At 65.6% G+C, this 23,446-nt stretch carries 18 protein-coding genes and 1 pseudogene; 5 read left to right on the top strand and 14 right to left on the bottom strand.

Annotated elements, in window-relative coordinates:
* The first annotated feature begins 490 nt into the window (after window positions 1-490).
* The 5 genes and pseudogenes from ACWEQQ_RS28405 (at window position 491) to ACWEQQ_RS28385 (ending at window position 8,124) form a co-directional block, all read left to right on the top strand.
* On the top strand, window positions 491-2,947 hold the full coding sequence (locus tag ACWEQQ_RS28405; protein WP_452350395.1) for a nitrate- and nitrite sensing domain-containing protein: 2,457 nt from the start codon (window positions 491-493) through the stop codon (window positions 2,945-2,947).
* Complete coding sequence (locus ACWEQQ_RS28400; protein ID WP_452350394.1) at window positions 2,919-3,341, top strand: roadblock/LC7 domain-containing protein; 423 nt, start codon at window positions 2,919-2,921, stop codon at window positions 3,339-3,341. The genes ACWEQQ_RS28405 and ACWEQQ_RS28400 overlap by 29 nt, the downstream gene beginning before the upstream one ends.
* A complete protein-coding gene (locus ACWEQQ_RS28395) occupies window positions 3,338-3,712 on the top strand; it encodes a DUF742 domain-containing protein (RefSeq protein ID WP_452350393.1) in 375 nt (124 codons plus the stop codon). Before ACWEQQ_RS28400 ends, ACWEQQ_RS28395 begins: the two co-directional genes overlap by 4 nt.
* Window positions 3,693-4,337 carry a GTP-binding protein gene (locus ACWEQQ_RS28390; protein WP_452350392.1) on the top strand — a complete coding sequence of 215 codons (645 nt, stop codon included), beginning with the start codon at window positions 3,693-3,695 and terminating at the stop codon, window positions 4,335-4,337. Before ACWEQQ_RS28395 ends, ACWEQQ_RS28390 begins: the two co-directional genes overlap by 20 nt.
* Before the next feature lie 482 nt (window positions 4,338-4,819).
* Window positions 4,820-8,124, top strand: a pseudogene (locus ACWEQQ_RS28385) (protein kinase domain-containing protein).
* A gap of 328 nt (window positions 8,125-8,452) precedes the next feature.
* On the opposite strand, the gene ACWEQQ_RS28380 reads toward ACWEQQ_RS28385, so the two are convergent.
* The 14 genes from ACWEQQ_RS28380 to ACWEQQ_RS28315 form a co-directional block, all read right to left on the bottom strand.
* Entirely contained in the window at window positions 8,453-9,340 is an 888-nt protein-coding gene (locus ACWEQQ_RS28380) for a DUF4913 domain-containing protein (RefSeq protein WP_452350391.1), read from the bottom strand.
* Window positions 9,337-11,193: a type IV secretory system conjugative DNA transfer family protein gene (locus ACWEQQ_RS28375; protein WP_452350390.1), complete on the bottom strand. Its 1,857-nt coding sequence runs from the start codon at window positions 11,191-11,193 to the stop codon at window positions 9,337-9,339. The genes ACWEQQ_RS28380 and ACWEQQ_RS28375 overlap by 4 nt, the downstream gene beginning before the upstream one ends.
* Before the next feature lie 58 nt (window positions 11,194-11,251).
* Complete coding sequence (locus ACWEQQ_RS28370; RefSeq protein WP_452350389.1) at window positions 11,252-12,538, bottom strand: hypothetical protein; 1,287 nt, start codon at window positions 12,536-12,538, stop codon at window positions 11,252-11,254.
* Window positions 12,535-13,317 carry a hypothetical protein gene (locus ACWEQQ_RS28365; RefSeq protein WP_452350388.1) on the bottom strand — a complete coding sequence of 261 codons (783 nt, stop codon included), beginning with the start codon at window positions 13,315-13,317 and terminating at the stop codon, window positions 12,535-12,537. Before ACWEQQ_RS28365 ends, ACWEQQ_RS28370 begins: the two co-directional genes overlap by 4 nt.
* Before the next feature lie 320 nt (window positions 13,318-13,637).
* On the bottom strand, window positions 13,638-14,600 hold the full coding sequence (locus ACWEQQ_RS28360) for a hypothetical protein (RefSeq protein ID WP_452350387.1): 963 nt from the start codon (window positions 14,598-14,600) through the stop codon (window positions 13,638-13,640).
* A 25-nt stretch (window positions 14,601-14,625) separates the two neighbouring features.
* Window positions 14,626-15,561, bottom strand: a complete 936-nt coding sequence (locus ACWEQQ_RS28355; protein WP_452350386.1) for a hypothetical protein — start codon at window positions 15,559-15,561, stop codon at window positions 14,626-14,628.
* Between the two features lie 55 nt (window positions 15,562-15,616).
* Window positions 15,617-16,522 carry a hypothetical protein gene (locus tag ACWEQQ_RS28350; RefSeq protein ID WP_452350385.1) on the bottom strand — a complete coding sequence of 302 codons (906 nt, stop codon included), beginning with the start codon at window positions 16,520-16,522 and terminating at the stop codon, window positions 15,617-15,619.
* A gap of 77 nt (window positions 16,523-16,599) precedes the next feature.
* Window positions 16,600-17,577, bottom strand: coding sequence for a hypothetical protein (locus ACWEQQ_RS28345; protein WP_452350384.1), 978 nt, complete (start codon window positions 17,575-17,577; stop codon window positions 16,600-16,602).
* Entirely contained in the window at window positions 17,574-18,449 is an 876-nt protein-coding gene (locus ACWEQQ_RS28340; RefSeq protein WP_452350383.1) for a hypothetical protein, read from the bottom strand. Before ACWEQQ_RS28340 ends, ACWEQQ_RS28345 begins: the two co-directional genes overlap by 4 nt.
* A 61-nt stretch (window positions 18,450-18,510) precedes the next feature.
* Window positions 18,511-19,503, bottom strand: a complete 993-nt coding sequence (locus tag ACWEQQ_RS28335) for a hypothetical protein (RefSeq protein WP_452350382.1) — start codon at window positions 19,501-19,503, stop codon at window positions 18,511-18,513.
* Entirely contained in the window at window positions 19,500-20,033 is a 534-nt protein-coding gene (locus ACWEQQ_RS28330) for a hypothetical protein (RefSeq protein ID WP_452350381.1), read from the bottom strand. Before ACWEQQ_RS28330 ends, ACWEQQ_RS28335 begins: the two co-directional genes overlap by 4 nt.
* Before the next feature lie 20 nt (window positions 20,034-20,053).
* A complete protein-coding gene (locus ACWEQQ_RS28325) occupies window positions 20,054-20,470 on the bottom strand; it encodes a hypothetical protein (RefSeq protein WP_452350380.1) in 417 nt (138 codons plus the stop codon).
* 131 nt (window positions 20,471-20,601) lie between these two features.
* Entirely contained in the window at window positions 20,602-21,672 is a 1,071-nt protein-coding gene (locus ACWEQQ_RS28320) for a C40 family peptidase (RefSeq protein ID WP_452350379.1), read from the bottom strand.
* Window positions 21,673-21,720: 48 nt separating this feature from the next.
* Window positions 21,721-23,439, bottom strand: coding sequence for a hypothetical protein (locus ACWEQQ_RS28315; protein ID WP_452350378.1), 1,719 nt, complete (start codon window positions 23,437-23,439; stop codon window positions 21,721-21,723).
* Window positions 23,440-23,446: the final 7 nt, after the last annotated feature.

Raw genomic sequence — 23,446 nt, 5'->3', positions numbered from 1 at the left:
AGCGACGCTCACCGAAAAACAGTCGTGTACATCCCCAAATCCGCCCCGGTTATGGGCACTGACCCATCGGTCGGTGTCCTTAACCGGCCTCACTTATCGGACGTCGATACGGAAATGCAATGAACGTACTGATCCTTGTCTACCTCGTCCTTATCGGCACGTATGTCATTGGACTCGCCATGACTCTGCGCTCTGCGCACGACCGTCCACGTCCGCGGTTCCGAAATCGTCACCTACTCACCGGCGAGCTTCACTCGATGCCGCCCAGCGCCCAGGTCGACTGCTATGACCATTCGCCGGCGGCGTCGCTAACTCCCGACGAGGCCCACTCCGTGATGCGACTACATCGGAGATGCCAAGCCGACTCCTGCGATCACAAGCGAGCCGCATTCCGGACGCTCGTCTCGATCGGTCGCGTCGTACCCGATGTGCGCGCCGAGAGGCACTTCCGATGACACGTCGAGTACAGCTTCGCCCCGCTAGCGAAAAGATGACGGTCGGCACCGCAAAACGACGCCTCCTCGGACTGATTCCCAAGACCAAGGTCCGTAGCCGCATCCTTGCCATCGCGTTGATACCGAGCCTGGTGCTGGTCGTTTCGGTGACCGGTGTTGTGAGTCAGTTGATTTGGCAGGCTCGGCAGGATCGTGCACTGGCCGACCTGATCTTGCGGTCCGCTCCGTACGCCGTGAGTTTCAACGAGGCAATCTTGCAGGAGCGCCGACTCACAATGCTCCGTGTCGCGCACCGTCCCTTCGACGAGACCCTGCTCCGGACCCAGCGTCAACGCGTGGACGACTCGGGCCAAGCTCTGATGACCACAGTGGCCTCGCTCAGCGAAGTCGTGCCAGGAACCTTTGAACAGTTCGGCCGCGAGGTGGGATACGACTTCCGCCAATTGGCGGACCTGCGCCTGCGAGCCGAGGCCGATACAGCGACCATCAATGACGCCTACGAGGTCTACACGCGGCTAGCCGGAACCGGAGCCGCAGCTATTGCGATCATGGCTAGCCATGCTCCTGATGCTGGCAGCGCTGTCGCCGCTGCCAACACTGCGTCTCTATTCCGCGCGGCGGACGCCATGTCCGCAGCATATGCACTAGCCGATACGGTAACTACCGAAGATGGATTCGACAGCGGTTCACTGCACGAATTCATTCACCAGGCCGGGGCCTACCACACTGAACTCGACGCTCTCGCGCACGGCAGCGATGACACGCAGCTACGCGGAGAGATCTCCGCCCTCACGTCCACCCCAGCGTGGCTACGACTGTCGGTGTTCGAGAATTCCTTGATCGACCGTGCCGGAAGCGTTCCCGATCAGACCGGCAAGAACGCCGACACCGCTCGCACCGACCGGACGACCCAGCCACTGGCTAACCCGACTATCCTGCAGCAGGATTCGGGAACGGCAATCGACGGCCTCCGCAAACTGTGGCGCAGTCACTACGAAGGCACGCAGCGACGCGCCGCCGACATCGCCAGAAGCACGACAAACACCGCGATACTCGTCGGCGGAACTGCCCTGGTGGTCACACTCGCTGCCTTCCTGTTCACCCTGTGGCTCGCCAATCGCCTTGCTCGACGACTCAATCGGCTTCGCGCGCAGACCCTCAGCCTGGCCGAGGACCAGCTGCCCGAGATCATGACGCGTATTCGCGCCGGTGAGCATGTCGACCTTGAATCGGCGCTTCCGGTTCTCGACCTCGATCACGACGAGATCGGCGAGGTAGCAAAGGCATTCGATACTGCGCAACGAGCAGCGGTCTCGGCTGCGGTGACTGAAGCCAAGACTCGGGAAGCCGTCAACGCCGTATTTCTGAACCTCGCCCATCGCAGCCAACTCATGGCACACCGGCAGCTTGAAGTGCTCGACTCTGCTGAGGCCCAGGAAGAAAACCCTGTGTTGATGAGTCTGCTGTTCCAGCTCGACCACCTCGCCACCCGTGAGCGGCGCAATGCCGAGAACCTGATCATCCTAGGTGGAGAACGGCCAGGCCGACAGTGGCGAAACCCTGTGCCGCTGCTGGACATCGTCCGCAGCGCGATTGCTGAGACGCACGATTACGCACGAATCGACGCGACACGATTGCCCGACGTCCGCATCAACGGTGCCGTCGTCGCTGATGTTATCCATCTCCTGGCCGAGCTACTCGACAACGCCACTTCGTTTTCCCCGCCGAGCTCCCGCGTCGAAGCATCGGGTAACGTTGTCGGCCGCGGCGCCGTCGTGGAGATCGTCGACCAAGGCCTGGGCATGCCCGACGATGAGATGGTTCGCATCAATAAACTCCTCAGCGACACACCGGATTTCGGGTTGCTTCAGCTGTCGAGCGATTCGAGGCTCGGGCTCATCGTCGTCTCAGCACTTGCGTTCAGAAACGGAATCAAGGTTCGCTTGGCCGAATCCGATTACGGCGGTATCAAAGCCGTCGTCCTCATACCGAGAACCCTCCTGGCTGTGGATGACACGCTGCTGACGCCCAGCGAGATCCCGAACGCAGACCAATGGCGATCACCCGGATCTAGTGCACCGTCGCCGCAGGCCGTCCCATCCCACAAGAACAGCTCGGCAGACTTCACTCACTCCCCGACAGCGCGACCCTCGACTGTGCCCGAGCCACCGCAAAGAGCACCACTGCCTGTGGCTCACGAATTGCCTGCAATATCAGCTGCTTTGGCAGGTCCCCCAGGACGGGCGGAGGACGGCCGACCACCACTCCCGCGGCGCCAACGCCAGGAGCACCTATCACCACAACTTGCTAACTCGACTGTCACTCTCGAACCACATAACTCTCCGGCCGCCAGGATACGGACGGCCGAGCAAGCACGTGACCTGATGTCAGCAATCGCGACCGGCACCGTCCAAGGACGTCGCGCCGGGCACGACACCACCGAATACGATCGAGAAGGAACACATGACGACGCCGGCTTCGACCGATCTTGACTGGCTGCTCGACGAACTCGTCCATCGCCTACCTGGTGTTCGAAAAGCCGTCCTGCTGTCGGCCGACGGACTACTGATGGCGCGGTGCAGCAGTATGCAGCGGGACGATGCCGAACACTTCTGCGCTCTCGCTTCGGCGCTATACGGCCTTGCACGCAGCGCGGGAAGCCATTTCGCCGGAGGTACTGTCCGCCAGGCGGTTGTAGAACTCGATGCGGCCATATTGTTTGTTACCGCTGGGGGGCCCAATGCCTGTCTCGCGCTGTGGGCGGACGAGTCGGCGAACATGGGAATGGTTGCCTACGAAACGAACCAAACTGTGCAACGGGTCGGGGGGTATCTGGCTACCACCTCGCGGCATAGCCAGCCGAAACGTGTCGACTTACGGCCATGACCCCCGCCCGCGAATCTTGGTTCGAGGACGACGGCGGTCCGCTGGTGCGCCCGTACGCTGTAGTCGGCGGGCGCAGTGGCGGGGTCCGCCATGAACTCGACATAATCACGCTCGTCGTGGCCGCGCGCCAGCATGTCGGCACCGACCGGCTTGGACCCGAGCACAACGACATCCTGCACATATGTAGCCAGCCGCTGTCGGTTGCAGAAGTCGCGGCGCACCTGCGCCTCCCCCTGATCGTCACAAAAATACTGATCTGTGACCTGATCGACCAGGGGTTTCTCACCTACCGGCGCGCGCCCGCGCCGGACGCTGTCGCTCACGACGTGAACCTTCTGCACGAGGTCCTGAATGGCATTCGCAATCTCTGACACGGTCACCAACCAGCTACCACCCCTACGTTCAGCGAAAATTCTCATTGCAGGGGGCTTCGGTGTCGGAAAAACGACGATGGTCTCGTCTATAAGCGAGATACCCCCGCTCCGTACCGAGGAGTTGATGACCGACGCCAGCACGGGTGTCGACCATCTCACCGGAATTGACGGGAAGACAACCACAACAGTCGCTCTGGATTTCGGCCGCATCACCATCGACAGCGAACTGGTGCTGTACCTGTTCGGTGCTCCAGGCCAGAACCGATACCGGTTCCTGTGGGACGAGCTGTCACAGGGAGCGCTGGGGGCCGTCGTTCTCGCCGACGCTCGACGCCTCAAGTCCTGCTTTGCTTCTGTCGACTATTTTGAACGACGCGGGCTTCCCTTCGTCGTCGGCACCAACTGCTTCGACGGCGCACCGATTTACACCCCAGAGGAAGTACGCACCGCACTGGATCTCCCGTACCAGGTACCGATCATGCTTTGCGATGCACGCCGCCGGGAATCAGCCAAGAACCTCCTCCTCACGTTGGTCGAGTCCCTAATCATGCAATCCGTCAACGATATGACACTGCCTGGCAGCGGCACCCAGCACACGGGCCCAACATTCGACAGTTTGTAGGCCACGATGAATCAGGGTGGCGACTGCCCCGAGTGTCGGGATAACGCTCTGTCGCACTTCGGTGGTGATGACACCGGCGTGGTGAGGCCAACAGGATGCGGTGCCGGAGTAAGTCGAATCCCGATCGGCCATACAGTTGTCGTTTGATCAGTTTGGTTTTCGTGTTGACGCCTTCGATCGGGCCGCTGTTGTAAGGCAGGGTCGGGCCCGCCGACGGCATCGTGGTCCTGGTCGACACTGGTGAGGAACGGTTTCCAGCTCGATGAGGCCGGCCGCGCGGACCTGCTTGATCCAGCAGTCGATTTCGGCGCCACGCCGGTTGGCCATGATCTGCGCGAACTTGTGCACGAGCTGAGCCAGTGCCGCATCAGGCAGCGGTGGTTAGGTAATTCGGGTGCCGGATCTTGGATCCGACGATGGACCCAGCAACCACGGTGAACGGCGGGATATCCTGGGGCGTACGTCACGGAGCAGGACCGCGCATGGGCGACATCGACCCGCTGAAAACTCAACGCGACGTGATCCCCGAGGTCACAGCGCAGCTGGTGGCAGCCGGATTCGCCGACGCCGAAGAGATCGGGCGCGGCGGGTTCGGTGTGGTGTACCGGTGCAGCCAGGTCACCTTGGACCGGATGGTGGCGGTCAAGGTGCTCACCGCAGACCTTGACGAGAGCAACCGAGAGCGGTTCGTCCGAGAGCAGCAGGCGATGGGCCGGCTGACCGGGCACCCGAACATCGTGGGAGTGCTGGAGGTCGGCACCACCACCTCCGGTCTGCCCTACCTGGTCATACCCTACTATCCGGAGGACTCCCTCGACACCAGGATCCGCCGCCACGGTCCGCTGTCATCGGAGGAAACGCTCCGGCTGGGGGTGAAGCTGGCCGGGGCCCTCGCCACTGCGCACCGGCTCGGCATCCTGCACCGCGACGTCAAACCGAGCAACATCCTGATCACCGACTACGGTGAACCGACACTGACCACTTCGGCATCGCACGCATCCCCGACGGATTCCACACCGCCACCGGCACGGTCACCGGTTCGCCGGCGTTCACCGCGCCGGAGGTCCTGGCAGGCGAGGCACCCACCCCCGCGGCGGACGTCTACGGACTCGGCGCCACCTTGTTCGCCACGCTGACCGGGCACGCGGCGTTCGAGCGACGGAGCGGCGAACAGGTCGTCGCCCAGTTCCTGCGAATCACCACACAACCGACCCCGAATCTGCGCGAGCACGGCATCGACGAGGACCTCTCGGCGGTGATCGAACAGGCCATGGCCCGCACTCCTGAGCAGCGGCCCTCCGCGGCGACCTTGGGCGAGCAACTGCAGCAATTGCAGGCTGGGCGCGGGCTGCCGATCGACGAAATGGCGGTGCGGGCCGACGCAGGTGCCGAGCCGCAAGAAAGCACCCCGGTTCCCTTGCTTCCGCTGACCGCCGGCCGCTCGCTGGTGCGAGAACCCCAGCCGCTCGGTTCGTCGTTCACCGGAAAGGCGTCCTTTCCCCTCGAATTGACGAGCTTCATCGGCCGCCGCACCGAATTGACCGAGGCCAAGAGGCTGCTAGTGAGCTCCCGGCTGGTGACCTTGACCGGGATCGGCGGGGTCGGCAAGACCCGACTGGCGTCACAGGTGGCGGCCGGTGCGAAACGGGACTTCCCTGACGGGGTGTGGCTGGTCGAGCTCGGTGAGCTCCACGACGGCGCCCTACTGCCTGGGGTGATCGCCGCTGCTATGGGTTTGCGCCCGCAGGGGCTGCCAGTGATCGACGTGCTGATCAGCTATCTGGCGCCGCGGCAGCTGCTACTGGTTCTCGACAATTGCGAACAGATCGTAGATGCGGCAGCAAAGGTCGCCGAGAAGTTGCTTCGGGCGTGCCCGACACTGCGGATCCTCACCACCAGCCGCGAGCCTCTCGGCATCGGCGGGGAATCCGTGCTTCGAGTGCAGCCGCTGACCGTCCCCGACCCCAATCAGCAAGCGTCGCTGCGGTCTGCGCCCCGCTACGACGCGGTCACGCTGTTCGCCGAACGGGCTAGCGCCGCAGTCCCAGGCTTCGCGCTTACCGAGGACAACCTCGCCACCGTGACCGAGATCTGCCGCCACCTCGACGGACTGCCGCTGGCGATCGAGCTGGCGGCGGCCCGGCTGCGGGCACTGTCACCCGAACAGATCCTGCAGCGGCTCACCGACCGCTACACATTGCTCACCCGCCGCAGCCGCAACGCGCCCAGCCGTCAACAGACCCTGCGCGCGTGCATCGACTGGAGTTACTCGCTGTGCACCCCGGCCGAACAACACGTATGGGAACAGCTGTCGGTATTCGCCGGCAGCGTCGAACTCGACGCCGCCGAACAAGTGTGCCAAGACGACCTCGAAGGGGAGGAGCTTCTCGACGTGATGACCGCCCTGGTCGACAAATCCATCTTGATCCGGGAGGAGTCGGACTCCGTGGTACGGTTCCGGCTGCTCGAGACGGTCCGCGACTACGGCCGCGACAAACTCCATGAAGCTGGCGAGTACACGGAATTACGGCGCCGACATCGGGACTGGTATCGACAGCTCGCCCTGGACGCCGACGCCGACTGGATCAGCCCCCGCCAACTCGACTGGATCGCCCGCCTCGACCGCGAACAACCCAACCTACGCGAGGCGCTGGACTTCTGCCTGACCGACACCGAAGCGGAATCCGACGCCGCGTTGTCGATAGCGGCAGCGCTGCAACCATTCTGGTTCTCCCGCGGCCAAGCCAGTGAGGCACGGCACTGGCTCGACCTCGCCCTCGCCAAGCGGCCCGCGACCGCCACCGCGGCACGCGCCAAGGCGGTGTGGCGCACCACGATGGCGGCCGAATCCCAAGGTGACCACACCGCAGCGTCCGTACTTGTCAGGCAGGCGCAGACGCTCGCCGCAACGACCGACCAGCCGATCGTGCACGCGTACGCAGAGCTCACCCAAGCCCTCTACGCTCTCTGCGGCGGCGACCCTGCCCGCGCATGCACCCCCATGGAAACCGCGCTCGAGTCGTTTGCTGCCCAGGGCGATGTGTATGGGCAGGTCTGGGCGCTCTTCGCGCTCGGATGGGCGCATGACCTACAGGAGGACAGCGCAGCGGCGATCTCATACCACGAGAAGGCCCTCGCGATCATCGAATCCCACGGCGATTCCGTGCATCGGTCATACGCCCTGTGGGCCACAGCGGTCGCCGCGTGGCGTCAGGGTGATGGCGACCGAGCCCTGCGGCTGCTGCGGCAGGGGCTTCAGCTGATCAGGCAGCAGAAAGACCCGTACATGGCGGCGATAGCCCTGGAAACACTCGCATGGATTGCGGGAACCCAGGACAGCGCGCACCGCACCGCCGTGTTGCTGGGTGCCTCGCATGCACTGTCCCATTCGACGGGCACCTCTGCGGTGCTGTTCCCCAATCTGGCGGTCCACCATGAGGACAGTGAGCGAGCCGCCCGTCACTCGCTCGGCGGGCCAGCATTCGAGGCCGCCTACCACGAAGGCGCCACGCTGGATCTCGACGCCGCGATCGGCTACGCCCTGAGCCAACAACCACGGGCCCCCGCTCCCGGTCCGGATCACCGAACGGAGCTGACCACACGGGAGCGGGAGGTGGCCGACCTCGTCGCCGAAGGTCTGTCCAACCGGGCCATCGCCGCCCGTCTGAGCATCTCCCAGCGCACCGCCGAGGGACACGTCGAACACATCCTCACCAAACTCGGATTCACCTCACGCGCCCAGATAGCCGCTTGGGTCGGCGAACGGAGCCGAACCGAAACCAATTGAGGGGTGCTTGGATTTTGTGGGTTGCGCGGTGTCAACGGCCAGTTATGGCGTGGGACGGCTGACTATGTGTGCAATCAGATGCTCGACCAGGGTGAGAACAGCGCCTCGATATACCCCACCCCGGCATGTGACATCAGAAATGTTGGGATGCAGCGCTATTCGCCTCAGGACGTCCCAGCTCGCGCGGTGGTCGGCAGCTGAGCATAAGCGAGCACCACTCCTCGCGAATAGGTAACCAGCCGCCGGTTTAATCCGTCCGCAGCACGTCTGGGCAGGCCCGGACAGGTCATTCTCGGAGCGCCTGCCAGACTTCGCTTGTGCCCGGTATTCACAGGCTGTTGCTGTTCCGGAGTAGCCGGAAGTCCGGCCCGAAGCCGAGTTCCTCGACCGCTGTCGATCTGCCCATGGTGTCGAACCATCCGGTGGGCACCGGCGCAGCGGGCAGACCCGGCTGGGGGACGTGCCTGTCCGGGGTACAGCGGTGTAGCGGGCCTTGTGCTGCATCGAGGACTATTCGCAGATGGGGGTCGATGTGTGAGACGAACAGGGTGCTCATGGCAGTCCCGTCCTCGGTGACCCGGGCCGCTTCGAACACCGCGTGCAGGGCGGCGAACCGAACCGCTACGCCGTGATGTGCCCACCATTGGCGACACCAGGTGTACTGACCTTCACGATGATTCGCGGCCACACGCACGGCAGTCACCGGCAGTAGCCACTGGTTCACGAAGTCGGAGTAGTGGGTGAACCGTGGCGGTTTGGTTTTGCGGTCACCGGCGGAGCCGTTCGCATCCGGTGGTCGACGCGTAGTCCCGAACCATCCCAGGGGAACCGGGTCAGCGGAAAGCGATTGCAGCACGGTATGTTTGGATCGAGTGCACCGGTGCAGGGGCCCGTTGGCGGCATCGAGAATGACTCTCATGTGTGCGTCGATATGGCTCAGCAGGAACGCGGAGATCGACCCGCCCGACTGACTGCGCCGCGATGCCTCGAATGCGCTGTGCAAGTGAGCGATTCGTACCGCGATCGGTCGGTGTCGCCACCATTGCGTGCACCACGTGTATGTCTGTTCTCGGTTGGCTTCGGCCAGCCGGACGGTGACGAACGGGAACAGCCATTTCTCACCGAATGTGACGAAGTCGGGAAATGCGGGGGGCTTGGGCGCCTTCTTACCGGATCCGCTCTGAGATGAGGCCGGCCCGGACGAAGTCGTGGTCACTGTGGGGTACCTCCTTGCCGTCCGTTCTCGCTGGGTGTTCGCGGCTGTTTCACCAGTGAAACGGTGGGCTCGAACTCGGCCAGGGAGGCGTGGACGATCGGCGCGAATTCTGGGTGGTCCCACCAGAAGATCTTGCGCACGAGGATCGGTTCGTGGCCCGGCAGCCGGATCAGGGCGCGGGTTTTGGGTAGTGCGCCGAGTTTGGCGACGTTGAGGATCGGCTCGGCACGCCATGACACGGTGTGGTTGACTCCGCCGGGGCCGATGGAGCGGGAGCGGTCGGCGACGTCGTGTTCGTCGATCATTTTCGACCATTCCTCGAGGTAGTTTACGGCGGCGATGTTGCCGCCGTAGAGTTCGATCGATTGGGCGCGCATGGTTTTCACGCCGTTGACGCCCCAGAGGTCTTCGCCTTGTTCGAGGACTTGGATGATGGTCATGAGGATGATGCCGCAGCCGCCGCAGTAGGTGTAGTAGCTGGGCAATTCTCCGATGCGGGCGCAGTTCGCGGCTTCGTCGAGGACCGCCAGCAGCGGCACCGCCAGCCGGCCGTCCAACCGTGAACGTGCCACGGCGAGGGCGGCTTCGAGGATCTGCCCTACCAGCGCGGCGGTCAGCGGGCCGGCGGAGTCGGGGCCGGTCATCGACAGCGCGTAGAGCGTGTCATTGCTGTGGACGAAGTGGGCGGGTTTGAATTCCGGCAGTGCGTGGGTGGCGGGCTCGTGGGCGATGTCGATGACGATGGTGTCTTCGCCCTCGTAGACGGCGAAGAGTTTGCGGGCCGGTGGGGTGATCATGCGGGCGTAGTCGGCGTCGCTGAGCACGTTGAGGAATCGTCTGCCCATGTCGTACAACCCATCTCGTTGGCGGGCGTAGAGGCTTTGCGCGTCGAGAATCCGCTGCGCGGGCCGATGGTGGCCATGGTGACGCAGGATCAACGCGGGTGCTTGGTCTTGGTCTCCGGAGAGCCATTCGGCGACATGCAGCAGATCGCCGCTGACACACGCCGCAGCGAACAGGTACAGGGCTAGCAGTTCCTGCGCACCACCATCGAAATACGAATCGACCTTGGCGTTGGCTTGCTGGGCTGCGGAGCCCGAGGATCCGCTGACGAAGAAGGCTGCCAGTTTCCGTGCGGAGGGCAGGCTGTTGACCTGGGCGAGCAGGTCGACCCAGAACTCGCATTCCGCGCGTCCGGTGACGGCTTGCAGGTCACACAGCCACACGCGGCCGCGCTGCGCGCGCCCGAATCTGGTGTGCCGGTATAGGTCTGGTTTGTTGCTGGTGGCCAGCGCTGGTCCCCAGGCCGAGAGCAGCCCGGGGATGGCCCAGGCCATGGTTTTGCCGGTGCGTTGGCCGGCGGCGATGAACACCCCCAGCTCGGCGGGCACGAACAGGTCGACATCGCCGATCACGGTGCGTCCCAACGGCGGCCCCGGGCGCCAGCGTATGTCGGCGGGCGCGTCCTTGAGCAGGCGGGTCGCGGCAGTGCGGTTGTCTCGAGCTCGGGCGAGCGTGATGGCGCGTGGTGGGGCCATCGTTCGCGCGGCTGAGTCGAGGCCGGCACGCTCGGGCACCCGTCTCCGAATCGAGAGGGCTCCGACAATCGCGCTGCCAGTGAAAACGATGGCGACGCAGGTGGATTGCCACGGCCAGGTCCGTCGCCCGAGAGCAATTTCGAGCAGCGCGGCGACCGGATTCGCCGTTACCGGCAGTCCTGCAAGCCAGCTCCCGGCGCACAAAGCGGCCCAGCCGAGAACGGCAATGAAGACGCCGGCGAGGAACAGTAGTAGCAGCCATGCTTCCTCGCCGAGGCCGCCGGTCTTGCGGCGACGAGTCTCTCTCACCGGCATGACACCGACCTCGCTTCACGCGTCAGATGCGGTGGGATCGGTTGCTGTGCAGTCGGTTTCATGGCTGCACCCCGAGCTCGATCTCCGCGCTCGATGTGGTGGGGTCGTGCGTGGCGGGGTCGGTTTCGGTCCAGTTCTCGGCGTCCGTGTCGGCGAGAACGGCGTCGATGGCTTCGACGATGCGAGCGCCGCCCTCAGCGGATATCGGGTTTGGGGAGTCGGTGGAAACTGTTGTGCCATTGGTTGTTTCAGAGGATGGCTGCATGATGACGTCGGGGTGCTGTGGCGGGCTGGTTTGTCGGCTGCGTAGGGCGGCGGCCTCGGCGCGGGCGCGGTCGCGTTCGTCGGATAGTTGCGCGATGCGGCCCAGACGCGGGTGGGAGGGTTCGGTGCTCCAGTAGGTGCCGTCGCGGCCGAGGACATAGGCGCGGTCGACATCGGGGGCGGGCACGCCGGCGCGCAGCGCGTCCCGGCGCGCCGAGGCCAGCCCGTCGCGTAAGGCTTCGAGTCTGGTGATGCGGGCTTGATCGTCGTGTCCGTCGAAGGCGTCGGCCGCGCTGCTGTGTTCGCAGGCGAGGTCTTGGACCTCGCGCAGCAGCGCGGCCTGGCGTAGCTCCCACACCTCGGATTGGGTGTAGTTGTAGCTGATCGGCGCCTCACGCACAGCCTTGGGCAGCAGCATTGCGCGGGCGTCACGGCCGGTATCGAGATCACCGGCGTCTTCTTCGATTCCGAGAGCCACGTCGGTGGCGGCGATGATGTCTCGGATCTGTTCGAGGCTGGCAATTTTCGAGTCGGCGGACTGTTCACGGGGTGCGCCGAGGGTGCGCTCCACGGCCGTGCGCGAATCGGATTCGGGTCCGGCTCGGTGCGTGTGGTCGGTGAGTGCGGGCTCGAGCTCGAGATTCGGGAATCGGTGCACCGCGTCCTGGGCGGAACCGGTGACGGGGAGATCGGTGCCGTGGCCGGTGATCGCGCGGGCCTGCGCAAGGCTGCGCCACAGGGCGTCGTCGACGGTGAGATCCCCGGCCTGGCGCGCGAGGGCGAGTTGGTCGAAGTTGCGGCGCGCGAGGTCGGGGCGGACTTCCCAGCCCATCACCGCGGCCTGCAGCGTCTCCCACATCCGGCGGCGTTTCGGTGATTCGTGGCGTCCCCACCGCGTCGCGAGATCGTCTGCACGCTGGGTCATTTCCGCGGTGTCATCCGGTGTATCACCGAACGGTGCGATCTCGCGCAACTGGTAGTACTTGGCGAAATCGGCACGCAGTTGCCGTTCGATGCCGTCGGCCGAATCGAAGTAGTAGGCGGGATTGGCGTACCCGACCGGTTCAGCGATCCAGGTCATGGCTCGAGCTCCGATTCGGTCGTGACAGAAGGCTGTGGGGTGACCGGTGGCGCCTGGAGGGCCGGATCCTCGCTGGTTGGTGGATCGGTGCCTGCCATGGCGACCTCGACCGCTGTACCGATGTCGGCGCCCGGCGGGCCGCTGTCTCGAGGTTGCGGTAGGTCGAGGGCGTCGACGGTGTTGGCGGCGGCGAGGATCGTGTTGGCCTCACGCAACCTCGCCAGCGATCCCGGCGCGGGCACCACCTCGGGGCGGCTGGTGTTCCAGTGGTGGTCGACGACTTCGCCCAGCAGTTCGCGTAGCGAGACCTCCTGCTGGGCAACGGTGTCGCCGAGGGCGTCGATAGCGGCCTCGGCGGTGTCCAGCCGCTGGGTGAGGTGTCGGATCCGTTCGGCTTGTTCGGCGTTGTGGCTGCCGAGGTGATACAGCTCGTGGCTGAGGTCTTCGAGACGGCCCAGCAGCCGGTGAGCGGGCTGCTGTTCCCAGGCGAGTCCGCTGGCACCGACCTTGTCGGCATGCTCGATATCGGCGGAATCGATTCCTGCCTGCGCGGCGTCGATGCGTGCCGCGTGCAGGTCTTCGGCGATCCCGTTGACGAACATCGCCCAGCGGGGTCGGGGATCGCCGATGTCGAGATCGTTGGCGACGGCGTTGGTCATCCATGCCGCGCGCAGGAATGCGGCGTTCTGGACGGCTTTGAGTTTCGCGGCGCGGATGGCGTCGATGTCGTCGGCGCCGAATCGGTGAGCGATCGCGCCCTCGCGCAAGGCTTGGGGCACATCGAATTTCGATCCATACATCCGACGCACAGCCGCCAACGGATCCCCCGCGGGCGTAGTCGTCGGGGTCGGGTCCTGTGCACGTAAGGGCCAGGCCGATCCGGACGTGCGTGGGAGCTTTCCAGATGCTGGCTCGTCAGCAGAATTGTCGAAGTATTTGTCGGACACCATGTTTCCGCCTTCGCGGTCGCCTAATGTCCCTCGCGGAGAAGTTGCTGAGTAGTTCTCGCAGTGGTCGGCGCCAGCGCCACCACGAGTCCGATATCCTGCGGTGTCCTCATGCGGTGCGCATGGTCACCTGTGTGCAGGAGATGGCCGGGTCAGGGTTCGGGTCCGGGCGTAGGTGGGGTGTGACCCGCGGCGGTGTCGGGCCCAGGCGGTTGGGGACCCCAATGCCAGTCGACTTCGGCCGGTAGCGCCAGGTCGACGGCGATTTCGATGTCCCAGTGTGGGGTCGGCGGCTGGAAGGGGTGCTCGCGCAACGCGTGCGCGGCGTCGGCGATGAGCTGCTCAGGCGTCGGTGGGCTCACGGCGCTGCGCGCGAGCCGACGTCGGGCGTGTTCGTCACCACTGAGGTAGGGCGGGACCGCGGAAGCGGGGTTGGGTCGCGTGTACTGCCGCCACGCGAATTCCAGGGTCAAGTTGTCCCAGCTGTTCACCGCGACCGCTGTCACCTGCCGCAGTCCAGCGGTTTCCGTTGCACCCCACAGCTTCTCGGCGTCGTGATGGTTCAGTTGCGCGGCGTCGGCCAGTGCCTGCACCCGCAGGTGCAACAGGTGCATGTTGTTGCGGTATTCGGTGCCGGAGACCGGGTCTGTCCCGAATTCGTAGGCGCCCTCGCGGGTACGGAGTTCCCGGGCGGCGGCCACATACGCCATGCGCTGCAGGTTCCACACCTCGACGCTGAGCATGTCGAGATAAAACTGTTTGGCTTCGCCCACCGGCTCCAGGGACATGTCCGGTGCGGGTGTCGGCGAGTATTCGGCACCGACGGTGCGGGCTCGTTCGATCCAGGGTTGCGGGACCCCCGCCGAGAGTGCGATGCGTTCGGTGGCTTCCCGCGCAGCGGACAACGCGTCGAGGTGATCGAGCCAATCCTTCGTGCCGTCGCCGTCGGTGCCGTCGTAGCCTTGGGGCCCGAGAGCGTCGATCCGCCGGAACTCCGCGGCGAAGTCGTGGACCTGCTGGAGCAGATCGATCTTCCACCGTTCGATCGCCACGGCCGGCGGCTCCCGATCGGGGCCGGTCAACGCGACCACCCCACGCCACCACATATGTTCCACGACAACATAATTCGCATCACGGATGTCATGGCTCGAGCTCACTGTTCACGTGTGGCTCGCTCCCGTGCCCAGGCGTGCCGGGCAGTGGGTGGTCCTGGGTGGACCAGTCGGCCGGCAGGTCCTCGGGCAGTGCGGCCTCGACGGCGGTGGTGATTGCGGTGTTCTCCGCGCTGCCCGGGGAGTCGAGGTCGGTGATGGTGGCGTGGGCTTCGTGCAGCATCTGACGCGGGCGCATCGGCATGTCCGGCAGCGGAATATCGGGGCCGTGTTCGCCCGCGCGCCTCAACTTGCCCAGGGACTTGCGGGCAGCGGTCGCGATGGCAGCATCGCCGTATCGGCGCCACCGCGTGTGGAGCTCACCCAGGTCCTCACCGCCGAGGTAGTGGCCTACCCGCTGCGCCCACTCCTCGGGAGCCACCTTCCACAACACGGCCCGTTCACCTGCGCTCATGCCGATCGATTCGGCAGTACGTCCGGCACGCATCCACAACGCGGCCATGTTGCGATGCAACTGCTGCGTCACCGCCTGCTCCATCTCCGAGACAGGCTCACCGACGGGTCGGGTGTGCAGGTAGGCGGTGTGGACGGCAGCCATGTCCTTGAGCTGTTCGACGTCGTCGGCGACCCGCCGGATCGTGCGCCGCCACGCGCGGGGTGCGGGATCGGGCAAGGGTTGATCGGCGCGCCACGGGTAACCGCGTTGCCCCAGAGTTCGGACTCGATCGATCCATTCGGCCGGGACACCCGCGGCGCGGGCCTTGATCTCGGTCAGATCCCGGTCACGGTCGAGGGCATTGATTTCGGCGATCGCCCGCATCGATGTTCGTGCGTCACCGCCGCCTTCGTACATCGCCTGCAGCAACCGGCCGCTGTGCAGTGCCAGCCCTTGGATGCGTTGCAGCAGCGCGATCTGGTCCGCGGGGATCTCCCGCCCGCGGGGTTGCGGGTTCGGCTCCGTCATCGCTTCCGACCTCCTGCGTTCGCAGGCGGTGTGGCCCGGTGCGGGGTGCCTCGGCTCATGGCTCGACTCCCAGGGCGGGATCCGCAGGTGGCGGCGATCCGCCGGAAAGGTCGGCTGGTTCGGTGGTCCATGCCAGTTCGGCCTCGGTGGGCAGGGCCGTGTCGATGGCATGATCGATCACTTGGGCCATGACGGTATGGTCGGCGGCGTCGATCGCGGCCGACGCCTGCTCATACATGGTGTGCGGCAGAGGAATAGGATCAGGAGCGAACGCCTCGGCGGGGTCGATGCCGAGCGCGCGCAGGTCTCGGTGCGCTTCCTCGGCCAGACCGGGCCAGGCGTAGATTCGCCAGCGTTCTTCCAACCCCGCGTGGTCGTAGGTGTCGACAGTGGCTGCCAGCACCCGCTGCCAGCCCTGTACGTCGGTGGCCCACATTCCCGCGTATTCCTCGGCGGTCAAGCTGATGGCGTGCGAGACCGCGGTCGCGCGCATCCACACCGCCGCCATGTTGCGTTCGAATTGAGCGGCCACCAGCGAATCCGGCCCGGCGCCGATGGGACCGGGCCGCAGCGCACCGGCCATGTGGATGGCGGCCATATGCTGCAGCTGCCAGGTGTCGCCGACGACACCGTCGATCATCTTGTCGCGCACCGGATTTCCGGCATGCGCATCGGAATACACGCGAAACCCTCGGTTCCCCAACAACCGGGCATCCTCGATGTGCGCGTCGGCGATGCCCACCGCGCGAGCGTGGGCTTCCACCTCTGCACGGGCGTCGGCCAGCAGGTGCAGCTGGGTCCGCCACGCCAACACGGGAGCATCCCCGTTCATGCCGGTGATCTGATATCCCTGTTGAAGAACACGCACACGATCGGCGGCCAGGTTCTGAATCCGATCGAGCAAACGCAGCCGCCAGCGCGGCTCCCCCGCCATCGCCGTAGGCGGATTCGGTTCGGTCATGAGAAGTCCTCTCGACTTGTACTGCCATGCAATGCAATGGTTTTCATCGATCGATCACCCCAGAGCGCCCGGGAAAGTCAGGGTTGCGGTCCCTGCGTTTCCAGCGATGGGCGCACACACTCACCTGACGGTGTGGCGATCTCGTCGAGCCCCGAAGCCGCGAGCCGTTGCTGATCCAGGGCCGCCGCAGCGACGGCGTCAGCGATGACCTGCCCAGGCGCCGATGTGATCTGGCCGGCGTGGACGGGCCTGTCGGCGCCGAGCTGCTCGGTGGGGTGGCCCAGGCTGCGGTGCGCGGCCCCTGCGAGGTCGGCCAACTCCGACAAGGGCGCCACGATCAGCTCGTGGTCGGTCAACGCCAACCCGGCCAGGTCCGGGAGATGCGCTGGTTGCTCTGAAGCCGTTGCATGCCTGCTGAATTCGGTGTCACGCCAGTTCTCGAGCGATCGGTCGTCCCAGTCGTGTACCGCGGCGACGGTGGTGTATGCCCAGTCAGGGCCGCTCGGCCAGATTTGTTCTCGTTCGGCCGCGCTGGGATCGAGCAGCAACCCGACACCGGCGATGCGTTCCCAGGACGCGGCCATCACGCGGCTCAACTGACCGACAGGCCAGAGCCGTTCACCGCTGGCACCGAAAATCCTGCCGGTGGCCGCGACCGCGAGCGCGGTCTGCAATGCCCGCGCCTCCGCGCCCAGCGCGGCGATCAACGCGTCGCGGTCGACAGGCTGCGGGGGCGGCCAGTACTTGCGGGCATCGTGCCAGCTGATCGATTGTTCGCCCTTGCCGCGCACGTGCGTGATCCAGTTCGCCGGAACGCCACCGGCCCGCGCGATGGCCTCCAGTTCCCGGCCACGTTCCACGTGACGCTGATAGACGGAGTAGAAGGATTGGGGTGCGAGGGTGCCGGTGACCTCACCGACGATGCGGTGGGCCTCGAGCATGTCCGCGCACTGTTTGGCGGTGTTCTGAATCTCCCGCAACAGCACCTTCTGCGCGGCGCTCGGAGCAGCCAGTTCTGCTGGCGCCGTGTGGATCTGGCCTGGAGGCTCGTTCATGGTTCGATTCCCGGCGTTGTTTCGGCCGCCGGGGCAGGCGCCGGCATTGTGTCGAGTTCGAGCGAGGTGCTCGCGTCGCTACGGATTCCCGCGGCGTCGATCGCTGCACCGATCCGCGCGCCGGGTTGCGGATCCGCCCCCGGCTCGTCCGCAGTCGCTGATAGCCGTGTTCGGACCTCCTCGATCATGTGGGCCGGAGTCAGCCGCTCCCACACGCCGCGCTCCGGTGGCACGCCGGCCTCACCGAGCGCTTTGACCTGAAGGGCGAAATCGGTCGTGTCGGCACTAGCGTGGGCCCGCCACCGCTTCACCAGCGCGGCGGCATCGAGATCCCGCACAGCTGCGGTGGCCGATGCCCAGGTCCGTTCTCCCCACAGCCGATCGGCTTCCTCGGCCGAGAGGTCGAGCACGCTGGCCATGGCGCGGGCATGCTGGGCCAGCACTCGCAACTTGCGGTCGAACAGTTGCGCGGTGCCGACCTCGGCGCCCGCGCCACGCTCCCCGTACATGGCAGCCACAGCCGCCATCCCCTGTACATACCGGACCTGCTGTTCGAGCTCGGCCAACGACCGTTCTCGGTCGACCCGCTCCGGAGCACGCCAGTGCACATCGGCTCGCCACCGCATCCCGAGATCACCACGATGGCGGCACTGCTCGACCCACGCCGTCGGGATCGCCGCTGCTGCAGTGGCATTTTCGAGTTGTTGACGCAGCAGCGCATGTCCGTGGAAATCCTCATACCACGAACTCGGCGGCGGGCTGCCTGTCGCCTGCTGCCGGGCCTTCGCGCGATCGCGCATCACGCGCGCCATCGCGGCCTGACCGTGAACGGCCTTGAGGACTTTCATCTGCATCCGGGTCGGCTTGCTCATCGCCTGCTCCCGATCGACGACGTCCTCGCATACGGCTGGCGCGCGGCCCTTGGACTCGTGCTCATGGCTCGATCCCCTGGTCCGGCGCTGTCGGCGGCGGTGCCGTCACCTCGGGCGGCATGAACGGGTCAGGGTCCGCACCGGGTTCTTCGACGACCTCGACATCGATGACGTCGGCCGCCTCGATCGCTGCTCCGATCACGCTGCCGTCCACGATCTCGTCGGCCGGACTGTTGGTGTCGGGTTGCGCGGCGTGGTTGACGACGATGTAGAAGTTCAGTTCGTCGGTCAGGCCGCGAGTCGCCTGCAATACCGCAGGGGTCATCTCGGTACCCGGACCGATATCGTCTGGCTGTGCGTCGAGGATGTCGGTCGCGCTCACGCCGGTGTCTTCGGTGAGTCGCTCGTCGAAGGCGTCGGCATGCGAGCGGTGTTTCTCGGACAGATCGGCGGTGCTGTGGGCGGCGGCGTAGGCCGCGGCCGAACGCCATCCGGCCGCGTCGTCGCGGTCCTGGGCGTTGAGGGTCTCGGTGAAACCTGCTGCGCGACGGCGGATCTCGATGAGCAGCTGCTTGTACTCGACGTCGAGGTCGTGGCGTTGTTCTTCCCAGGCGCCGCGGTTGATCAGATTCTGGCGCTGGAGTTGATGGAGTTCATCCTTGTTCGCGCGTTCGGCCGCGCTGTCTGCGGTGCGGCGGTCCAGGTCGGCGTCGCCGCGTTCGATGATCCGCTCCTTGATCCGGCGTTCCAGGATGTGCAGTTCTTCGGCGCGTTCGATCTGGCGTGTCTTGAACTGTGTTTCGAGCGTGTGGAGTTCGGACTCGTTGGTGTGGCGAGTCTGATAGCCGGCCACCTTCAGGTCATGGACCTCCCGGTTCTGCTGCAGCCGGGTGTCAGCTTCCTCAGCACGGCGCTCGAACTCCGCGGCCGATCGCGATTCGACGCCGCGGCGTTGCAGCAGGTTCATCGTCATCGCCGCGGTTTGCATGGCTTGCACGAACCCGGTCCGGACCGCCTGCCCGCTCTCCTCGACCGGGTCGCCGCCGCCGCTCACGTCCTGACCTCCAATGCCGAAATGCGCCATCCTGCTGAGGAATCCGGTCGACTGGCCCGTACGAAGGCTGCAAGCAGAATCGTTTCGGTCTCGTCTCCGGGATGCAGGGTGACGGCGGCTACCCTCGTGAACGTGGTCTGGGTATCGATCGGGTGGTCGTCCTCACCGAGCCGCGCCGAGGGGACGACCGAGATGCCCAGGCTGCGCCACCGTTGCCATTGGGAACCGGTGACCGGGGTCAGGACCGTACCGCTGGTCCCCGAGCGAGCGGCGAGTTCGACGTTCATCAGCGGTGCCGCCGCCTTGAACGAAGAGCTCTGGTCGGCCTGTTCGTTGGGCCGGTAGGTGAATGTCGTTTCCACCGCGGCAACGGCGACCTGCTCCGCGCAGCACGGATCCACGTGATCGAAAGGCGGATCGAAAGGTCTTGCTGTACAGGGCAGATCGCCTGATTCATGGTCGGCGAATGGGCTCTGTCCGCACGCCTCGACCGCAACGAGAAGAATGCATCCACCTGCGGTGACCGCCACCCTGCCAGCGGTCCCGGGCATCATGTCAGCCCCTGGGGATTGTGAATGAGCGTGCCCAGATCACGGGTCCACCAGTTGACCCAGCGTTCGGGCGGGTGGCCCAGCGCGGGGTTCCCGATCGTGTCGACGGCGAGATCCAGAATCAGCCCGCTACCGATCGCCGCGGCGTCGACGGCACTTCGGTCGATGCCGGCCCGCGCCACGGTGAGCCGCAGCGTGGCGACGTCCGCGCCCCACTCCTCACGCGCCCGTGCTGCGATCCAGATTGCCTGTAGTGCCCCCACTTTCGCTGCCTCGACTTCGTTGTCGATGACCAGATCGGCGTGGAATCGAGAATGCCAGACGACCGTTCTGTCCGGCCGGCACACCGTGAACGTTCGCAGCGTTGCCGCGGTCCAGAGCACCAGATACGGTCCCCGGGCAGCAAGGGCCGCCATTCGATCTTCGGGCGTTGTGATCTTCCCTCCCCGAACGATCGGGTTGCCGTCTGCCGGGTCGGCGGGCCCAGACCCGGACTGCTCACCTTCGCCGCGGTCGGGTCCGCTGGATCGATGTGTGTTGTCTTCTGTCACAGGCTTTTCCCTTCGCTGGTGGCGGAGTCGGCTGGGAGCGAGTAGCGGCGGACGTCGAGGTGATCGCCGCCCCACAGCGGCGCGATGGTGACGGTCTGCCCGCTCTGCGGTGCGTGCAGGACCAGGTCCTGGTCTTGGTTGTTGCGGCCGTAGTAGATGGCGACGTGGTGAGAACTGGTCTCGCCCGGCGAGGTGAAGAAGATCAGGTCTCCGGGCTGGCGCTGGTCGAAGGGCACGACTTGCGCGTCGGGGTGATCTTGCTGGGCCTGGGTGAAGTGCGGCAGCCGCAGTCGGCCGCCGGATACCTGATAGATGGCGTAGAGCGTCAGCCCGGAACAGTCGAATCCGCCGTCGGTCGGCCCGGCTTGGTCGCCACCGCCCCACACGTACGGTGTGCCGATCCATTTCTCCGCAGCCCGGACGATCGCTGCGCCGAATTCGCTGGTTCCAGCGGGCAGCGGGGCACCAGCTCCGTTCGATCCGCATCCTGTCGCTGGTTGCCCGGCCTGCGCTGCCGGCATCGATGCCGGGTCGATGTTCGCGAATTGCGTGTAGAGCCGTCGGGCGAGATCCAGTTGTCCCGCGTAGGCGTTGACTTTGGCTACCTCGACGGCCTGTGCCAGGTCGGCGGGTGACATCCGGTCGCGGTTGGTGATTCGGTCGGCCTGGTCGTAGAACCAGTTGATTTGGTAGATCGGGTTCATCAGCGTCGCGATCCCGACCGATCCCCAGACGCTGACGCGAAGCTGGTGTGGGCCTACTGAGTCGCCGTCGTGTCCGAGCCCGTCGTTGCTGTACTTCAACGATTCCGGTACCGCCGGGTTCGCCAGATTGCGCAGAGTCGACTCGGTCGCCTGGGCCGCCAGTTCGGCGAGGATGACCGTGTCCGGCTCGCCGCGTTGCTTGCCGATCGCGACGCCGTTGCGAGCCAGCTGCAGTTGCGCTTCGGTCAGTCCGTCGATCGAGGCACCGGTCGCACCCTGCAATCCACTCCCCGACAACGCGCCGGCACACGTCGATGTGGGTACCGCGCCGATCAGCACCACGAACAACAGGATCAGGAACACAGGAAGCGAAAGAAGCACCGCTACTGTCGGTTTCGATGGGTTCACCGATCACTGCCCCGCCTCCCGGGTTTCGGACGCCGCGGCGGCAGAGGGGTCGTCGCCGCTCATCGGCTGTTCGGGTCCTGCTGGAGGGCTGTCGATGGTGAGGTGGTCGAAACGCTTGTTGGTGTTGTGGATGTCGGATTGTCGTTCGGTCGGGGTGAAGGTCATCCGGAACGCGATGCCCGGCTCGGCGGCCTCGCCGGTCTTGAGCAGGAAACAGCCAGTGCCCGGCGGTGTTTCGCGCACTGTCGAACCGTCGAGGCCGTCGTCGGTCGGTGGTCGCGGCGCAGCCCACGAGGTGACCAGCAGCTTCTCGGTCTCGGTGATCGACACCGTGGACCGGATGCGTTCGATTTCGTCCGGGCCGACGGGTCCGATGATCTTGGCGCGTGCGCGTTCGAAGAACCCGAGGGCTTTCAAACTGGCGAGGTCTTTGATGGTGTGGCTGCACATGATCAGCCAGCAGGCCAGGACACGGTTGAGTCTGGTGAGGGCGTCGACCCGGTCGACCATGAATTCACCGACGCCCAGCACCCGCCAGATCTCGTCCATCACGACGCCGAAAGTTCGCGCCGGCGCCAACCCGGCGTCTGCAAGAGCGTGCGCGGCGGCGACCGCACCGAATCCTTCGCTCCAGCACGTCATGAGCACGGCGGCAAGGAGTTTGGTGTCGCCCTCAGGGATGCGCGACACGTCCACACACACCGCTGGGCTGTCCAGGTTGATCGGCGTGCTGGTATGGCGATCGAAGATCTCGCCCCACGGACCCTCGATCAGGGCACGCAGCGAACGCCTCAGCATCTTGGTACTCGCCCGGTAGGACGGGTTATCGTCCTCCTCGGCGAACTGCCGTAGTCGATCGGCTCCCTCGGAGATCACAGCCAGCAAGTCCGACAGCAAAGGCGGGTCAGCTGCCGTGAATCCTCCTGCAGGGCTGTAGAGTTCGCGCAGCCCTGCGGCGATGAGGGTCTCCTCGTAGTCCGCGATCCGGGAGCCGCGGACGAGTTCGATGAGCCCTGCAACGATGGTGATCTGGCCTGCCTCGACACGGGCAGCGACACGGCGGCGCAAGTCGGTGGCAGGCATGCGATCGATCACCGACCCGAGCGCGCCGACCGCGAGGGGGTTGATGCTGCCGTACCCGTACCCGAGTTCGATGATCTGCCCGCCGAGCCTTTCGACGAGGTCGCGGTAGTCGGGTTTGGTGTCGCCCATGCACAGCACGGTTTCCCCCGTCGCGACCGACCCGGTGACGAGTCGGCGAATCAGCGAGCTTTTTCCGAATCCGTTGAGCGCCAACATGAAGGCGATGGGGGCGGTGATGTAGCCGCGCAGGAACCAGCTCATCGGGTCGAAATGCACTGGCGCGCCGGTAATGTAATGCGTGCCGACCGGCGTGCCCACTGTGGGTGCGGCGGCACCGACCGAGAACGGCCACAGCCCAGCGACCTGCACGGTTGTGGACCGCCATTCGGGCATCGCAGGCACCACCGACGCCCGTCCACCACCAAGACCTTCGTATCCGCGGTCGGTGAGGGGCGCCAATGGCCGGTGGTAGTCGTTGTCCTGCTCATCGCCGACGCGGCGTTCGGCGTTCGCGCGGCGGTGGTTGTCGGACGACAGCGCCCATCGTGCCGGTAGCCCGCGCAATCCGCGCTGCGCCGCAGCAGTTTCGGCACGCAGCCGGGCCTGCGGTGTCAGGACCCGGATCCCACCTACTGTCATCGTCCTC

The sequence above is a fragment of the Nocardia sp. NPDC004123 genome (genome assembly GCF_053603795.1).
This window is presented reverse-complemented; position numbering and strand designations above follow the sequence as displayed.